Source organism: Pseudomonas sp. TH31, from assembly GCF_016650815.1.
Classification (GTDB): domain Bacteria; phylum Pseudomonadota; class Gammaproteobacteria; order Pseudomonadales; family Pseudomonadaceae; genus Aquipseudomonas.
In genome coordinates, this window is the sequence record NZ_JAEKEZ010000014.1 from 106266 (window position 1) to 121975 (window position 15710).

The 15710-nt window shown below is 60.5% G+C and carries 11 protein-coding genes and 2 pseudogenes; 1 reads left to right on the forward strand and 12 read right to left on the reverse strand.

Annotated features, from left to right (window positions below):
• Positions 1-79 precede the first annotated feature (79 nt).
• On the forward strand, positions 80-793 hold the full coding sequence (locus JFV26_RS34815; protein ID WP_446739918.1) for a methyl-accepting chemotaxis protein: 714 nt from the start codon (positions 80-82) through the stop codon (positions 791-793).
• Positions 794-895: 102 nt separating this feature from the next.
• Here the strand turns inward: JFV26_RS34815 and JFV26_RS10850 are convergent, their stop codons facing one another.
• From JFV26_RS10850 to JFV26_RS10905, 12 genes and pseudogenes are all read right to left on the reverse strand, one after another.
• Positions 896-1630 carry an ATP-binding cassette domain-containing protein gene (locus JFV26_RS10850; protein WP_201192148.1) on the reverse strand — a complete coding sequence of 245 codons (735 nt, stop codon included), beginning with the start codon at positions 1628-1630 and terminating at the stop codon, positions 896-898.
• Positions 1623-2582: an amino acid ABC transporter permease gene (locus JFV26_RS10855; RefSeq protein ID WP_201192150.1), complete on the reverse strand. Its 960-nt coding sequence runs from the start codon at positions 2580-2582 to the stop codon at positions 1623-1625. The genes JFV26_RS10850 and JFV26_RS10855 overlap by 8 nt, the downstream gene beginning before the upstream one ends.
• Positions 2583-2675: 93 nt before the next feature.
• Positions 2676-3473, reverse strand: a complete 798-nt coding sequence (locus JFV26_RS10860; RefSeq protein ID WP_201192152.1) for a transporter substrate-binding domain-containing protein — start codon at positions 3471-3473, stop codon at positions 2676-2678.
• Positions 3474-3732: 259 nt separating this feature from the next.
• Positions 3733-6303 carry a glucans biosynthesis glucosyltransferase MdoH gene (gene mdoH / locus JFV26_RS10865; protein WP_201192154.1) on the reverse strand — a complete coding sequence of 857 codons (2571 nt, stop codon included), beginning with the start codon at positions 6301-6303 and terminating at the stop codon, positions 3733-3735.
• Entirely contained in the window at positions 6296-8128 is a 1833-nt protein-coding gene (locus JFV26_RS10870; RefSeq protein WP_201192156.1) for a glucan biosynthesis protein, read from the reverse strand. The genes mdoH and JFV26_RS10870 overlap by 8 nt, the downstream gene beginning before the upstream one ends.
• A gap of 321 nt (positions 8129-8449) precedes the next feature.
• Positions 8450-8887, reverse strand: a complete 438-nt coding sequence (gene dtd, locus JFV26_RS10875) for a D-aminoacyl-tRNA deacylase (RefSeq protein ID WP_201192158.1) — start codon at positions 8885-8887, stop codon at positions 8450-8452.
• Entirely contained in the window at positions 8884-9855 is a 972-nt protein-coding gene (gene pip, locus JFV26_RS10880) for a prolyl aminopeptidase (RefSeq protein ID WP_054054666.1), read from the reverse strand. The genes dtd and pip overlap by 4 nt, the downstream gene beginning before the upstream one ends.
• Before the next feature lie 104 nt (positions 9856-9959).
• Positions 9960-10877 (reverse strand): alpha/beta hydrolase, encoded by a 918-nt coding sequence (locus JFV26_RS10885; RefSeq protein ID WP_201192160.1) that lies wholly within the window; start codon positions 10875-10877, stop codon positions 9960-9962.
• Between the two features lie 155 nt (positions 10878-11032).
• Complete coding sequence (locus JFV26_RS10890) at positions 11033-11989, reverse strand: choline ABC transporter substrate-binding protein (RefSeq protein ID WP_201192162.1); 957 nt, start codon at positions 11987-11989, stop codon at positions 11033-11035.
• Between the two features lie 223 nt (positions 11990-12212).
• The gene (hutG, locus tag JFV26_RS10895; protein WP_201192164.1) at positions 12213-13016 is read right to left on the reverse strand and encodes an N-formylglutamate deformylase; all 804 of its coding nucleotides are present in this window, start codon (positions 13014-13016) and stop codon (positions 12213-12215) included.
• 10 nt (positions 13017-13026) lie between these two features.
• Positions 13027-14231: pseudogene (gene hutI / locus JFV26_RS10900) on the reverse strand (imidazolonepropionase).
• A 16-nt stretch (positions 14232-14247) separates the two neighbouring features.
• A pseudogene (locus tag JFV26_RS10905) lies at positions 14248-15656 on the reverse strand (amino acid permease).
• Positions 15657-15710 lie beyond the last annotated feature (54 nt).

A 15710-nucleotide genomic window follows, 5' to 3' on the forward strand; every position in this document is an offset into this window, starting at 1 on the left:
AGAACTGTCCGCCGTCACCGAGCAAACCAGCGCCGGGGTCAACAGCCAGAAAGTGGAAACCGATCAGGTCGCCACGGCCATGCACGAGATGACGGCCACCGTGCAGGAAGTCGCGCGTAATGCCGAGGAAGCCTCCGAGGCCGCCGTTGCAGCCGATCAGCAGGCCCGCGAAGGTGACAAAGTGGTCGGTGAAGCCATCGCCCAAATCGAGCGGCTGGCCATAGAAGTCGGTAACTCCACCGTCGCCATGAGCGATCTGAAACGCGAAAGCGACAAGATCGGCAGCGTGCTCGACGTGATCAAATCCGTGGCGCAACAGACCAACCTGCTGGCGCTCAACGCCGCCATCGAAGCCGCCCGTGCCGGTGAGGCCGGACGCGGTTTTGCGGTGGTTGCCGACGAAGTCCGCAGCCTGGCCCAGCGCACCCAGAAGTCCACCGAAGAAATCGAAGAGCTCATCGTCGGCCTGCAATCCGGTACCCAGCAAGTCGTGACCATCATGGACAACAGCCGCAGCCTGACCGACAGCAGCGTCGAACTGACCCGTCGGGCCGGTGGTTCGCTGGCAAGCATCACTCGCACAGTGTCGGCGATCCAGTCGATGAACCAGCAGATTGCCGCTGCCGCCGAGCAGCAGAGCGCCGTGGCCGAAGAGATCAACCGTAGCGTGCTGAACGTGCGTGATGTGTCCGAGCAGACCTCGGCGGCGAGTGAAGAGACCGCGGCCTCCAGCGTTGAGCTCGCGCGGTTGGGCACGCATCTGCAGATGTTGGTTGGGCGGTTTAGGATTTAAAACCGCGTCAAACGAAAAGATCGCAGCCTTCGGCAGCTCCTACAGGGTTATGTGTACACCCGTAGGAGCTGCCGAAGGCTGCGATCTTTTTTGCTTCTGTGGTTAGAGAACCTGCCGCAAGAAAGCCTGCGCCCGTGGATCCTTCGGCGCATCAAAGAAATCGGCCGGCGAGGCGTCTTCCAGCAATTTGCCGTGATCGAAGAACAGCACCCGATCCGCCACTTCCCGGGCAAAGCCCATTTCGTGAGTGACGCAGACCATGGTCATGCCTTCCACGGCCAGGGTTTTCATCACGTCCAGCACCTCGCCGACCATTTCCGGGTCAAGCGCCGAGGTCGGCTCATCGAACAGCATGACCTTCGGCTCCATCGCCAACGCCCGGGCAATCGCCACACGCTGTTGCTGGCCGCCGGACAGGCGTGACGGAAACTCGTTGGCTTTTTGGGCGATGCCGACTTTCTCCAGCAACGCCAGGGCCTTCGCTTCGCGCTCCTGCTTGCCGCGCTTGCGCACGACTTTCTGGGCCAGGCAGAGGTTTTCCAGCACGGTCATGTGCGGGAACAGGTTGAAATGCTGGAACACCATGCCGACTTCCCGGCGGTAGGCGTTCACGTCGGTTTGCGGGTCGGCCAGTTGCAGGCCGTCAATGCTCACCGAGCCCGAATCAAACGCCTCCAGGCCATTGAGGCAACGCAGGAAGGTCGACTTGCCGGAGCCGGACGGGCCGATCACCACCAGCACTTCGCCCTTCGCCACTTGGGTGGACACGTTATCCACCGCGCGCACAACCTGGCCGCGCGTGTCGAAGACTTTTACCAGGTCGCGGACTTCAATCACTTTGCGCGAGCCTCCGCTCAAGCCGGCTGGCGATTTTCGACAGCGGCAGGTTGATCAACAGGTACAACCCGGCCACGCAGAACAGGATTTCGAACGGCGAGAACGAGGTGGTAATGACTTCGCGACCGCTTTTGAGCAGCTCGGTAATGGCGATCACCGACACCAGCGAGGTGTCTTTCACCAGACTGATGAACTGCCCGGCCAGCGGCGGCAGTACGCGTTTCAGCGCTTGCGGCAGCACCACATGACGCATCGACTGGCCTGCGCTCAAACCGAGGGAGCGGGCCGCTTCATTCTGGCCACGGGCGATCGACTGCACGCCGGAGCGGATGATCTCGGCCACGTAGGCACCAGTGAACAACGACAGCGCAGCGATCCCGGCGAACTCCCGGGACAGGTTCATCACGGTGCCGATGAAGAAGTAGAAAATGAAGATCTGCACCAGCAACGGGGTACCGCGCACCAATTCGACATAAATGGTCGAGAGATCACGCAGGGTCGGGTTATTCGACAGCCGGCACAGGCCGGTGGCCAGGCCGATAAACAGCCCGAGCACGCCAGACACCACGGACAGCCACAACGTAGTCCACAGGCCCCACAGCAGTGGTCCGGCGGCCCAATGCCGGGTGACACCGATCACATCGCCTTCAGCCACATCATCGCCTTGGGCGACTTGCAGGCTGTTTGCGTCGACGCTCAGCTGTTGTTCAACGCCCGCCTCATTGCGCAGGGTGACTTCGGCCTTGTCGCCCTGGCGCACCAGCTCGCTGACGGTGGAGATGTCAGCGGCGCGCTGGGACTCTTCGGCGTGGTAGGCGAAGTACTGCGGCACGCGATTCCAGCGCCATTCGTAGGACATCAGCGAGGTGGCGTAGTACAGCGCACCGGCCAGGCCGATCAGCACGAGCACGGTTAACACGTGCCAGGGCAGTTGGGATGTTTTTTGTTTCATTTGCTCTGAAAATTCCGATTCTGTATCGCCTGGGAGGGCGCCTTCGCGAGCAGGCTCGCGAATTGGGGGCGACTCGGTCTATCTGACCGGGTGTTACTCCATGTCCTTGAGCCAAGCGGTGTCTTTAAACCACTTGTCATGGATGCGATCGTAGGTACCGTCTTCGTGGATCTGGTGCAGGAAGTTGTTGATGAAGTTGAGGCTGTCGTAGTCGCCCTTCTTCAGGCCGAAGGCCAGCGGCTCGTAAGTGAACGGCTTGTCGAGGAACACCAGTTTGCCCGCACCGACCTTGTTCACCGCAACGACGTTGTAAGGCGCGTCGTAGATGAAGGCGTCGGCCTTGCCGTTGACCACGTCGAGCACAGCTTCCTGCTCATTGTCGTAGCCGTGGTACTTGGCTTTGGCGATCAATTTCCTGGCAACCAATTCGCCAGTGGTGCCGAGCTTGGAGGTGATGCGGTAGTCGTCGGTGTTCAGGTCTTTATAGGACTTGATGGTGCCTTCCAGGTCCTTGCGGATCAGCAGGGTCTGGCCGACCACGATGAACGGCTCGCTGAAGTTCAGGCGCAGGTTGCGTTCCTGGGTCAGAGTCATGCCGCTGCCGATCATGTCGAACTTGTCGGTCATCAGGGCCGGGATGATGCCGTCGTAGCCGGTGGACACCAGCTCCAGCTTGACGCCCATGGCCTTGGACATGGCTTTGAGGATGTCGACTTCGAAACCGATGATCTCGCCGCGCTTGTTGGTCATTTCGAACGGCATGTAGGTCGGGTCCATGCCGACTTTCAGCGTGCCACGCTTGACGGCGTCATCGATGGCACCGGCCTGCGCCGCGTTGACTGCAACCAATGCCGTGACGCCGACCAGCAGCATCGACAGATACTTCTTCATCATCAAGTCCCCAAAACCATTGCGTTGTGAGGCGCGCAATCGACGATTTTCTTTAGAAAACCGATAGATACGAACAGAAAGCTGCCCGGCGCACCAATTCGGGAACGGATGCTAACGCACTCGTTCGTTTGCACAAGGGTTTACGCAGGATTTGTTGGTGTGTTGCAGGGCAGAAAAGCAAAAGATCGTCCGAACGCTCGGGCCGCGTTCGGACGATCTTTTGAAGCGCCCCGCTTCTGAAAGGAAGCGGGTTTTTTCGTCAGGCCAACTGAGCCTGTGCACTCATCGGCTTGAGCGGCAGCAGCGGTGCATGCGGATCGGCTTTCACCGATTGACGCCATGCGTCCAGCCACTCGGCGTGGCCTTCGCTCCAGACCTGCTCATGCAGGCGAGACAGTGCCACCGGATCGCTCAGCAGTTGCAGGCGCTCATGGTTGTTCAGCCCGGCAGGGCCGGCCTTCAATGCATGACGAACGCGCTCGGCGCGCAAGAACTCGATCGGTTCGGCCTGACCGTGACGGGACGTCGCCAGCGAGCACGCCAAGGCATTCTGCTGTGGATCGACCACCGCCCGAATAAAGCCGTCCTTCAACGCGTGATAACGGTTTTCATGGGTGTACTTGTCGGTCGCCTGCAACGCCTGTGGCGGATTGTATTCCTCTGGGATGAGGAACAGGCTCTCGTCACGGGACTTCAGGCCCAGGCCAACACGGCTGGAGATCACCGACACCGGGATCGACAGCATCAACGAACCGACGATCGGCACCAGCCACCAGAGGAAGCTCGGGTTCAGCCAGATCACCAGCAAGGCCCAGAAGAAGCCCAGCAAGGTTTGCGGGCCGTGGCGCTTGACCGCTTCGCTCCACGGTGTCGAGTCGTCGTCACGTTGTGGCGAGTTCCAGGTCGCAGCCCAACCGAGGAACGCGGCGAGTACGAAACGGGTGTGGAAGATCATCCGCACCGGCGCCAGCAGCATGGAGAACAGCATCTCCAGCAGCATCGAGAACGTCACCTTGAACTTGCCACCGAACTCTTTCGCGCCCTTGGCCCAGATCAGGATGATGCTCAACAACTTCGGCAGGAACAGCAGCACGATGGTCGTCGAGAACAGCGCGACGGCCTTGTCCGGGTGCCATTGCGGCCACAGCGGATAGAGCTGTCGCGGTTCCATGAAGTATTGCGGCTCCATCAACGTGTTCACCGCCAGCAGCGCCGTGGACAACACGAGGAAGAAGAACCACAACGGCGCCGACAGGTAGGACATCACGCCGGTCAGGAACACCGCACGGTGTACCGGGTGCATGCCTTTGACCAGGAACAGCCGGAAGTTCATCAGGTTACCGTGGCACCAGCGACGGTCACGCTTGAGTTCGTCGAGCAGGTTCGGCGGCAGCTCTTCGTAGCTGCCCGGCAAGTCGTAGGCAATCCACACGCCCCAGCCGGCACGGCGCATCAGCGCGGCTTCGACGAAGTCGTGGGACAGGATCGCACCGGCAAATGCACCTTTACCTGGCAACGGCGCCAGGGCGCAGTGCTCGATAAACGGTTTCATGCGGATGATCGCGTTGTGGCCCCAGTAGTGGGATTCACCCAACTGCCAGAAGTGCAGGCCGGCGGTGAACAGCGGACCATACACGCGGGTCGCAAATTGCTGCATGCGCGCATAAAGGGTGTCCATGCCCGACGCCCGTGGCGCGGTCTGGATGATCCCCGCGTCCGGCGTGGCTTCCATCAAGCGCACCAGACTGGTCAGGCATTCGCCGCTCATCACGGAGTCTGCGTCGAGCACGACCATGTACTTGTAGTCACCGCCCCAACGACGGCAGAAGTCGTCGAGGTTGCCGCTTTTGCGTTTAACGCGACGGCGACGACGGCGATAGAAGATCTTGCCGAAGCCTTTGGCTTCACGGCACACCTCCAGCCAGGCCTGTTGCTCGGCGACGCAGATATCGGTTTCGTTACTGTCGCTGAGGACGAAGAAGTCGAAACGGTCCAGGTCACCGGTGGCCGCAACCGACTCGAAGGTCGCCCGCAGACCGGCGAATACACGCGGTACGTCTTCGTTGCAGATCGGCATCACCAGTGCGGTGCGTGCGTCCCTGGCAATCGGTTCGTTGCCGGCGCTTTTACCGGAGATGCGGTATTTGTCGTGACCGGTGAGCAACTCGAGGAAACCCATCAGTGCCGTCCAGAAACCGGCCGACACCCAGCAGAAGAGAATCCCGAACAGAATCAGGATGCTGGTTTGCAGCGCATACGGCAGCACTTGCGTGGCGGTTTGCATCAACGATTGATGCAGCACTTCGTTCAGGTCGACGAACGCCCAGCCCTGGTACGGCATGATGCCTTTCATGTACCAGCCGGCAACGATGGTCTGGCCGAGCATCAGCACCAGCAGAATGTAGCGGCGGATCGAACCGACGGTACGCCAGCGAGCTGCCGGCAACACGCGTTCATCCTTCGGCGGCGCTGGCGGATTGGTGCGACCGGTCATCCGGCGCCAGCCACGCACCAGAATGTTGGTGCGCCATGGCTCAGGCACAACTTTCGTCCGGCGGATCGGCGGGGTCGCTTTGAGTACGACACGACCACTGGCGTCGACCGCCAGCATCTCGGCCTCTTCCAGCTCTTCGGCACTGTTCAGGATCAGACGCTTGCCCACCGAGGCTTGAGCAGCCTCGGTCGGTGCGTCGAACGTCGAGGACGAAAGTCGCTGGTGCAGTTCACTGAAGGACTGGCAGCCCGCGAGTTCCGCGCGCTGCTCGTCGGTCATCGGTAGATGCGCCAGATACTCCGATAGAGTCTCTGGCTGTACTTGAGAATTACTCATCGGCAGGCAACTGGTAGCTCCAGGTCTCGGTCAGGACTTCTTCAGTCGCTGTCGATTCCGGTGTGGCTGGGGCCGCGTTCGCAGCCGCAGGCTGCTTGGCGTCTTTGTTGTCCTTGTTCTTGGCATCGGCAGCTGGCTTGGCGTCGGCCTGCTTGGCTTCCGCTTGCTTGGCTTGCTTGGCGTCCTTGGCTTCCTTGTCCTCTTTCTCTTGCTGCCTGGCGGCGACCTTGTCGGCCTTGGCAACAGAAGAATTGGAGGCTGGAATCGAAGACTTGGCCAGATCCTCAGGCACGATGTTCTCGACCAGCGCCGCACGCATCTCGGTGGCCTTGCTCGGATCCTTGATCTTCATGCGCAGCGTCAGGCGCCAGCCCTTGGTTTCAGGGTTGTAACGCACGCTGTTCTCGACCAGTTCGGCATTGTCGCCAACGCTGACCTGGCTGCGCACGTCGGCAGTTTCCGGCAATGCAGCCAGGGACGGGCCTTCGAAGTCCACCAGATAGGCAACGCTGCCATCCGGCTGACGGATCAGGTTGGATTGTTTGACGTCGCCGGTGGAACGCAGGGTCTGTTTAACCCAGGCGCTGTCCGGGGCGTGGATGGCGGCTTCATCCATGGTCCAGTGCATGCGATAGGCAACGTCGAGCGGCTGGCCAGGCTCAGGCAGTTTGTCCGGGCTCCAGAAGGCAACGATGTTGTCGTTGGTTTCGTCGGCGGTCGGAATTTCGACCAGGTCTACAGACCCCTTGCCCCAATCGCCTTTTGGTTCGATCCAGGCGCTTGGGCGCTTGTCGTAACGGTCATCGAGGTCTTCGTAGTGGCTGAAGTCACGGCCACGTTGCAGCAAGCCGAAGCCGCGCGGGTTCTCGATGGCGAAGTTGCTCACCGCCAGGTGTTTCGGGTTGTTCAATGGGCGCCAGATCCATTCGCCATTGCCGGCGTGGATCGACAGGCCGCTGGAGTCGTGCAGTTCGCGACGATAGTTCAGCACTTTCGACGGCTGGTTGGCGCCGAACAGGAACATGCTGGTCAGCGGCGCAACGCCAAGCTTGGTGACTTTGTCACGCAGGAACATCTGGGCCTTGACGTCGACCACGGTGTCGCTGCCCGGACGCAGGGTCAGGCGATAGGCACCGGTAGCGCGTGGCGAATCCAGCAGGGCGAAGATCACCAGGTGCTTGTCACCCGGTTTTGGCTGTTGAATCCAGAACTCGGTGAAACGCGGGAACTCTTCGCCGGACGGCAATGCGGTATCTATGGCCATGCCGCGAGCGGACAAGCCATAGGTGTGACCCTTGCCGACAACGCGGAAGTAGCTCGCGCCGAGCATGGTCATGATTTCGTCTTGCTTGTCAGCCTTGTTGATCGGGTACAGCACACGGAAACCGGCATAACCCAGTTGTTCGGTGGCTTTAGGATCGAACTTCAGATCGCCGAAATCGAAACGACTTGGGTCGTATTTGATCTCTTCGACGGTGTTGGCCGTGATTTCGTTGATCTTCACCGGCGTGTCGAAATGCATGCCCTGGTGATAGAAGGACAGCTTGAACGGGGTTTTCTGATCGGCCCACTCGGCTTTTTCGGTCAGGAAACGAATTTTTTGATAGTCCGCGAATTTCATCTCGCGGAATTCGTTCGGCAGGTTACTGCGCGGGGCTTCGTATTTCTTCCCGGCCAGCTCTTTTGCCTTGACCGATACATCATCCAGATTGAATGCCCAAAGCTGACCGGCGCTGAACAGGCAGAGCAGTGCAGAGCCCGCTACCAGAGCGCTTCGGAACCGTTTGGCAGACAATTTTGGTGCATTACAGGGACTAACAATCACGAGCAACCCTCGCCGAAAACAGATCAAAAAACCAACGGCCAGTTAAAGGGCCTGTGAGGTATGCAGCATGGAAAAACCGACCCTACAGACCACTCTTGCCAAGTTGGCGAGCATTGTTCCGACTCCTATGGGGCTAAATGATTCCCCAACAGGTTCCGGGCAAGTCTCTACCTAAGTCAAAATGGACCAACGAACGCTGATCCCCGTAGCGCGCGATTATCTAGTAGGCCGCGTTACAACGCATCAGGGGTAGCAAAGTATTTATCGCGAAAACCCCCTGTTTTCAGTCGAAATGCCCCTAAAAACATGTTTCAGGGGCTGTCAGGTCTGTAACAGGAAGGTTACCGGGCCATCATTGACCAGGTGAACCTGCATATCCGCGCCGAATCTACCTGATGCCACAGTGCCATGCATCTGTTTCGCTTTGCCTAATAGATAGTCGAAAAGTTCTTCGCCCAAGGCCGGAGGTGCCGCGGTCGAAAAACTCGGCCGCAGCCCGCTCTTGGTGTCGGCGGCCAGGGTGAATTGCGAGACCAGCAGCAACCCTCCGCCGACATCCGCCAGGGACAGATTCATCTTGCCCTCTGCGTCACTGAATACACGATAGTTAAGCAGCTTATGCAGAAGTTTGTCGGCGCTGGCCCGTGTGTCCTCAGGCTCGACCGCCACCAGCACCAGCAAACCCTGGTCCACCGCGCCAACCAGCTCCCCCGCTACCTCGACTCGCGCACCACGCACGCGTTGCAGCAGGCCCTTCATGCTTCTTCAGGCGGCAGATCAAGCAAGCGGCGAGCCATCTGACCAGCGGCACGTACCAGGGCGTCGGTGATACCCGGTTCGGACGCGGCGTGCCCGGCATCGCGGATCACCTGCAGCTCGCTGTTCGGCCAGGCTTGATGCAACTCCCAGGCGTTGTCCAACGGGCAGATCACGTCGTAGCGGCCATGGACGATCACGCCTGGCAAATGGGCGATCTTGCCCATGTCGCGGATCAGCTGGTTCGGCTCAAGGAAAGCGTTGTTGGTGAAGTAGTGGCATTCGATACGAGCAATCGACAGTGCACGTTGCGGCTCGGAAAAGCGATCAACCACCAGCGGATTCGGACGCAAGGTCGCGGTCCGGCCCTCCCAGGTGGACCAGGCCTTGGCTGCGTGCATCTGGGCGATTTGATCGTTGCCGGTCAGGCGCTTGTGGAAAGCGGTGAGCAAGTCACCGCGCTCGTCCAGCGGGATCGGCGCGATGTAGTCCTGCCAGTAGTCGGGAAACAGACGGCTGGCACCGGCCTGGTAGAACCACTCGATTTCCTGCGGGCGGCAGAGAAAGATCCCGCGCAGGATCAGACCGTGCACACGCTCCGGATGGGTTTGCGCGTAGGCCAGCGCCAGGGTCGAACCCCAGGAGCCGCCGAACAGCACCCATTTTTCGATGTTCAGGTGTTTGCGGATCCGCTCGAGGTCGGCGACCAGATCCCAGGTCGTGTTGTTCTCAAGGTTGGCGTGGGGCGTGGAGCGACCGCAACCGCGCTGGTCGAAGGTGACGATGCGATACAGGTTCGGGTCGAAGTACCGACGGCTTTGGGCATCACACCCGGCACCGGGGCCGCCGTGGATGAACACCACCGGCAAACCTTCCGGTGAACCGCTTTCGTCGACATACAGCGTGTGGGTTTTATCGACGGCCAGATCGTGCCGGGCGTAGGGTTTGATCTGCGGGTACAAAGTCTGCATTGCACGCTCCGTAAGGGGTCGAGGTCATCCCTGGGGGGACTTCAATTATTCTGCCGTCCGGCATCATAAACCCGAATTACGTCAATGAGCATGCCCTTGCAGTGTCAGAGTCTGTCAGCCAGAAACCCGAGCAGTGTTTCATAGAGTCGGTCGACCTCGGTGACCTGCCCGCGGCCCCGCAAACAGCCGTGAACCAGCCCTTCCCCGTAATACAGCGTCGCGTCAACGCCTGCGGCGTTGAGTCGCTCGGCATAGCTCACACCGTCGTCACGCAATGGGTCGAATTGCGCCACGGCAATCCACGCGGGTGGCAAACCACTGAAATCCTCGCAGAGCAAGGGCATGGCATAGGCGGTCGGTTGTGGGGTGCCGCGCAAATAGAGTGCGTGATAGCAATCCAGGTCGCTGCTGCTGAGCAACGGCGCGTCGGCGCATTCGCTGCGCGACTGCAACGGGTGATCACCGCCCAGCCCCGGATAAATCAGCACCTGCGCGGTGGGCAACGGTTCGCCTGTGTCACGTAAAGACAGGCATAGCGCAGCGGCCAGGTTTGCGCCGGCACTGTCCCCGGCTACGATCATTCGCTCGGGATCGAACCAGAACGGCCCCGAGCGCAAGGCCCGCCAGACGTTAAGGCAATCTTCGAACCCCGCCGGGAACGGGTGCTCGGGCGCCAGCCGATAATCCACGGCGACCACCATCGTCCCCAGCGCCACCGCCAGTTCGGCACAGATGAAATCGTGGGAATCCAGATCCCCGACCACCCAGCCACCGCCGTGCAGATACAACATGCATGGCCAGCCGCTGGTCGGTGGCGTCACCGGGGGTCGATAGGAACGCACCGCCACCCCTGACAGCGTGAAGTCGGTGACCTCAAGCCCGGCGGGACGTGGCGGGGTAAACGCCTGGCACATTTCGCCATAGGCCTGGCGCAACCCGGTCAGGCTCCTGTCGGCGCTGCTGAAGCCGAGGGTTTTCGCGACGAAGGCTGACATCTGGTCGGTTAGGGGATAAGGAGCCATGGGCTTGCTGTCCATCAGTTCAGGGGATTGTGGCTATGCGACGTAACCCTGTGGGAGCGGGCTTGCTCGCGAAGGCGGTGGATCAGGAAACATTAATGTCGACTGACACGCCCTCTTCGCGAGCAAGCCCGCTCCCACAGGTTCAGCGCCTGCCCTCAGTTTTTCAGGCTGGCCTGAACCGTCGCCACACCATCCTTGCCGTCCACACTGCTGACACCCGCCAGCCAGCGCTGCAAATCTTGCGGATGATCACGCAGCCACTGCCTGGCCACATCCTGCGGCGTTTTACGTTCCATGATCGGCACCATCAACTGGCTTTCCTGGGACGCGGTAAAGGTCAGGTTTTGCAGCAGGCGATTCACGTTCGGGCAGCGTTCGGCATAGTCCGGGGCGGTGACGGTGGAGACGGTCGCCGCGCCTTCGTTCGGGCCGTAGACGTCTTCGCTGCCGGTCAGGTAGGCGATCTTCATGTTGATGTTCATCGGGTGCGGGGTCCAGCCGACGAACACCACGAACTCCTTGCGGTTCACCGCCCGTTGCACGGCGGCGAGCATGCCGGCCTCACCGGACTCGATCAGTTTGAAATCCTTCAAGCCGAAGTGATTGGTCTCGATCATGGTCTTGATGGTGGTGTTGGCGCCACTGCCCGGCTCAATGCCATAGATCTTGCCACCGAGCTGGTCTTTGAACTTGGCAATATCGGCGAAGGTTTTCAGGCCGGCGGCGGCCACGTAGTCAGGAACAGCGAGGGTGGCCTGGGCGTCGGAAAGGCTGGGCGCTTCCATGACCTTGACCTGATTGGCGGCGATGAACGGGGCGATGTTCTTGTCCATCGCCGGTTTCCAGTAACCCAGGAAGATATCCAGGCGCTTGTCGCGAATGCCGGCGAAGATGATTTGCTGCACGGCGCTGGTTTGCTTGCTTTCGTAGCCGAGGCCATTGAGCAGAACGTCGGCCATGCCGCTGGTGGCGATCACGTCGGTCCAGTTGACCACGCCCATGCGTACGGCTTTGCAGGAAGCCTCTTCACTGGCCAGGACGCTGGTGCTCAACAGAGCGGTGCCGCAGAGGATTGAGAGACAGCGGGTGAACAAACCTTTGGTGCTTGTCATGGATAGCGTTCTCGTGCGGCAGATTATTATGGGGTCCGGTGTCTTCATGCACCGTGTCCAGAACATTACGCAGCGTCGAGCGGGTAGAAGCGAACTGTGGCGACCGAGATTTGCACGGTGGCGACAGTGATAACCCAAAAGATCGCAGCCTGCGGCAGCTCCTACAGGATCGGGTTTTCACACGGTCAATGTAGGAGCTGCCGCAGGCTGCGATCTTTTGATCTTAAGCGCCGTAGTGCTGTTGGCCCCAAGCCAAAAACGCTTGCAGCAATTCCTTCAACACCACCTGCGTCGGCGCCGCCAGGTCCGGCCGATAGCGGAACGGCTCGAACTCTTCCATGTACGTGCACTGCCCCAGCTCCAGTTGCACCGCGTGGAAGTTCTCGGCCGGGTTGCCGTAATGCCGGGTGATGTGACCGCCCTTGAAGCGACCGTTCAGCACATGGCTGTAATCGGTGTGCCTGGCGCAGATCGCTTCCAGCTGAGTGGCCAACTGTGGATCGCAACTGGCGCCGTTGAAGGTGCCGAGGTTGAAGTCCGGCAGTTTGCCGTCGAACAGGTGCGGGACCACCGAGCGGATCGAGTGCGCATCGAACAGCAGTGCGTAGCCGAACTCGGCCTTTAGTCGCGCCAGCTCGTTCTGCAACGTACGGTGGTAAGGCGTCCAGACTTGCTCCAGATAGGTCGCCCGCTCCGCTGCAGACGGCTCCATGCCCTCGCGGAACAATGGAGTGCCGTCAAACAGCGTTGCCGGGTACAGACCGGTGGTCGCACCAGCGTACAGCGGCTTGTCGTCGGACGGCCGGTTCAAATCAATGACATACCGCGAGTACTCGGCATCCAGGGTGCTGGCACCCAGCTCGACGGCGAATTCGTAAAGCAGCGGAATGTGCCAGTCGGTGTCCTGCAGATTACGTGCGTCAGGCATCAACCCGGCCTCGACCGCCGGGGTCAGGCGCAGGCCGGCGTGGGGCATGCTGATCAGCAGCGGCACGCGGCCTTGTTTGAAGTTCAGAACCTTATCCACAACTGCTCTCCTAAATGCTTGTTTCGACACCGTGACGCACGATGCGTTTTTCCAGGTCGCCGCCCAGCCAGTACGACAGGTCGGCCGGACGATCGATTTGCCAGGCGACAAAGTCTGCGACCTTGCCAACTTCCAGCGACCCGTGAGTCTCGGCCATGCCCAGCGCCGTGGCAGCATGAATGGTTGCACCGGCCAGGGCTTCTTCCGGGGTCATGCGCAAACAGGTGCAGGCCATGTTCAGCATCAAGCGCAACGACAACGCCGGCGAAGTGCCGGGATTGAGGTCACTGGCGATAGCGATTTTCACCCCGTGCTTGCGCAGGGCGTCCATCGGCGGCAACTGGGTTTCACGCAGGAAGTAGAACGCACCCGGCAGCAGCACCGCGACAGTGCCGGACTCGGCCATGGCGATGGCGTCGTCTTCGGTCATGAACTCCAGGTGATCGGCCGACAGCGCGTGGTAACGCGCCGCCAGGCTCGAACCGTGCAGGGACGACAACTGCTCGGCATGCAGCTTCACCGGCAAACCGAGTGCCTGGGCGGTGATGAACACACGCTCGACCTGTGCCGGCGAGAACGCCAGGTATTCGCAAAACGCGTCGACCGCATCCACCAACCCTTCGGCGGCCAGGGCCGGAAGCATCTCGGCGCAGATGTGGTCGATGTAGTCGTCGGCGCGATCCTTATATTCCGGCGGCAAGGCGTGGGCCGCCAGGCAGGTGCTGCGCACGCTGACCGGCAGCTCGGCGCCGAGACGACGGATGACCCGCAGGATCTTGCGCTCGCTGGCCAGATCCAGGCCGTAGCCGGACTTCATCTCGACCGTGGTCACGCCGTCGCGCATCAGGCTTTTCAGCCGCTTGGCGGCGCTGGCGAACAGTTCGTCTTCGCTGGCCGCGCGAGTGGCGCGCACGGTGCTGGCGATGCCACCACCCGCCGCGGCGATTTCCGAGTAGTTGACGCCCTGCAGACGCTGCTCGAATTCGCCGCTGCGATTACCGCCGAACACTGTGTGGGTGTGGCAGTCGATCAGGCCCGGGTGACCCAGGCCCCTTTCAAATCGTTGACGACCGGGTATTCGCCGGCCGGCAGTTCGCTGCGCGGGCCGACCCACTCAATGTGCGCACCGGACGTCACGATGACCGCATCCTCGATGATCGAGTAGACGCCTTGCGCCATGGTTGCGACGTGACAGTGTTGCCAGAGCGTTTTCATCCTGGCCTCCGTTAGGTTATCGATGAGAAAAAGAAGATTCCTGCGCCACCAGCGCCGCCTGCCCTGCCGCTGGCTTCACCCACGTCAGGTAGGCCAACACCAACAGCACGATCCAGACCACGCCAACAATCAATGCAGCCTGGGTGTCCGGGAAATAGCCCAGCACGCCGAATATGAAGAGCATGAAGACAATCGCCGCCATCGGCGCATAGGGCCAGAACGGCACCGGAAATTTCAACTGGGCAACCTGCTCGGCACTCATGGAACGACGCATGGCCACCTGGGTGAACAAAATCATCAGCCAGACCCATACCGTGGCGAAGGTCGCGATGGACGCGATCAGCAGAAACACGTTTTCCGGTATCAGGTAATTCAGCAGCACGCCCAGCAGCAGCGCGGCACTCATCACCACCACGGTCATCCATGGCACGCCATTCCCGGACAAGCGGGCAAAGCCCTTGGGTGCGTGTCCTTGCTGGGCCAGGCCGTACATCATGCGGCCAGCGCCGAAGATGTCACTGTTAATAGCCGAAATCGCCGCCGAGATCACCACGATATTGAGAACGGTCGCCGCCGAGCTGATCCCCAGGTTGTCGAAAATCTGCACAAACGGACTGCCCTGGCTGCCAATCTGCTGCCACGGGAAAATCGACATCAGCACAAACATCGTCAACACGTAGAACAGCAGAATACGCAACGGTACGGCGTTGATCGCCCGGGCAGCACATGCTGCGGGTCTTTGGCTTCACCGGCCGTAACGCCGATGATTTCAATGCCGCCAAACGCAAACATCACCACCGCAAACGAAGCGATCAAGCCGCCCACGCCGTTCGGCATGAAGCCACCGTGGCTCCAGAGATTGCTGATGTCGGTCGCCTGGGCACCGGGCGCGGTGCTGATGCCAAACAACATGATGCCGAAGCCACCAAGGATCATTGCGACGATGGCTGCCACCTTGAGCAGCGACAACCAGAACTCCATTTCACCGAAGACTTTGACGTTGCACAGGTTCAAGCCGCCGACCACTGAAACGATGCCGAGTACCCAAATCCAGCGGGCGACTTCCGGAAACCAGAAGCCCATGTAAATACCGAATGCGGTGACGTCAGCCATGCCGACGATGACCATTTCAAACGCGTAGGTCCAACCGAGGATGAAGCCCGCCATCGGCCCCAGATAGGTGCTGGCGTACTGGCCGAAAGAGCCGGCCACCGGGTTGTGCACCGCCATCTCACCGAGGGCGCGCATCACCATGAACACTGCCGCGCCGCCGATCAGGTAAGCGAGCAGAACCGCAGGCCCGGCCATCTGAATGGCCGAGGCAGAACCATAGAACAGCCCGGTGCCGATCGCCGACCCCAGCGCCATGAAGCGAATATGTCGGGCAGAGAGCCCGCGTTTCAAACCTTTGGTTTGTGGTTGCATTTCTCGTCCTTAATTATTTTTATTCGACGCAAAAATCGAATCGCGAGCAGACTC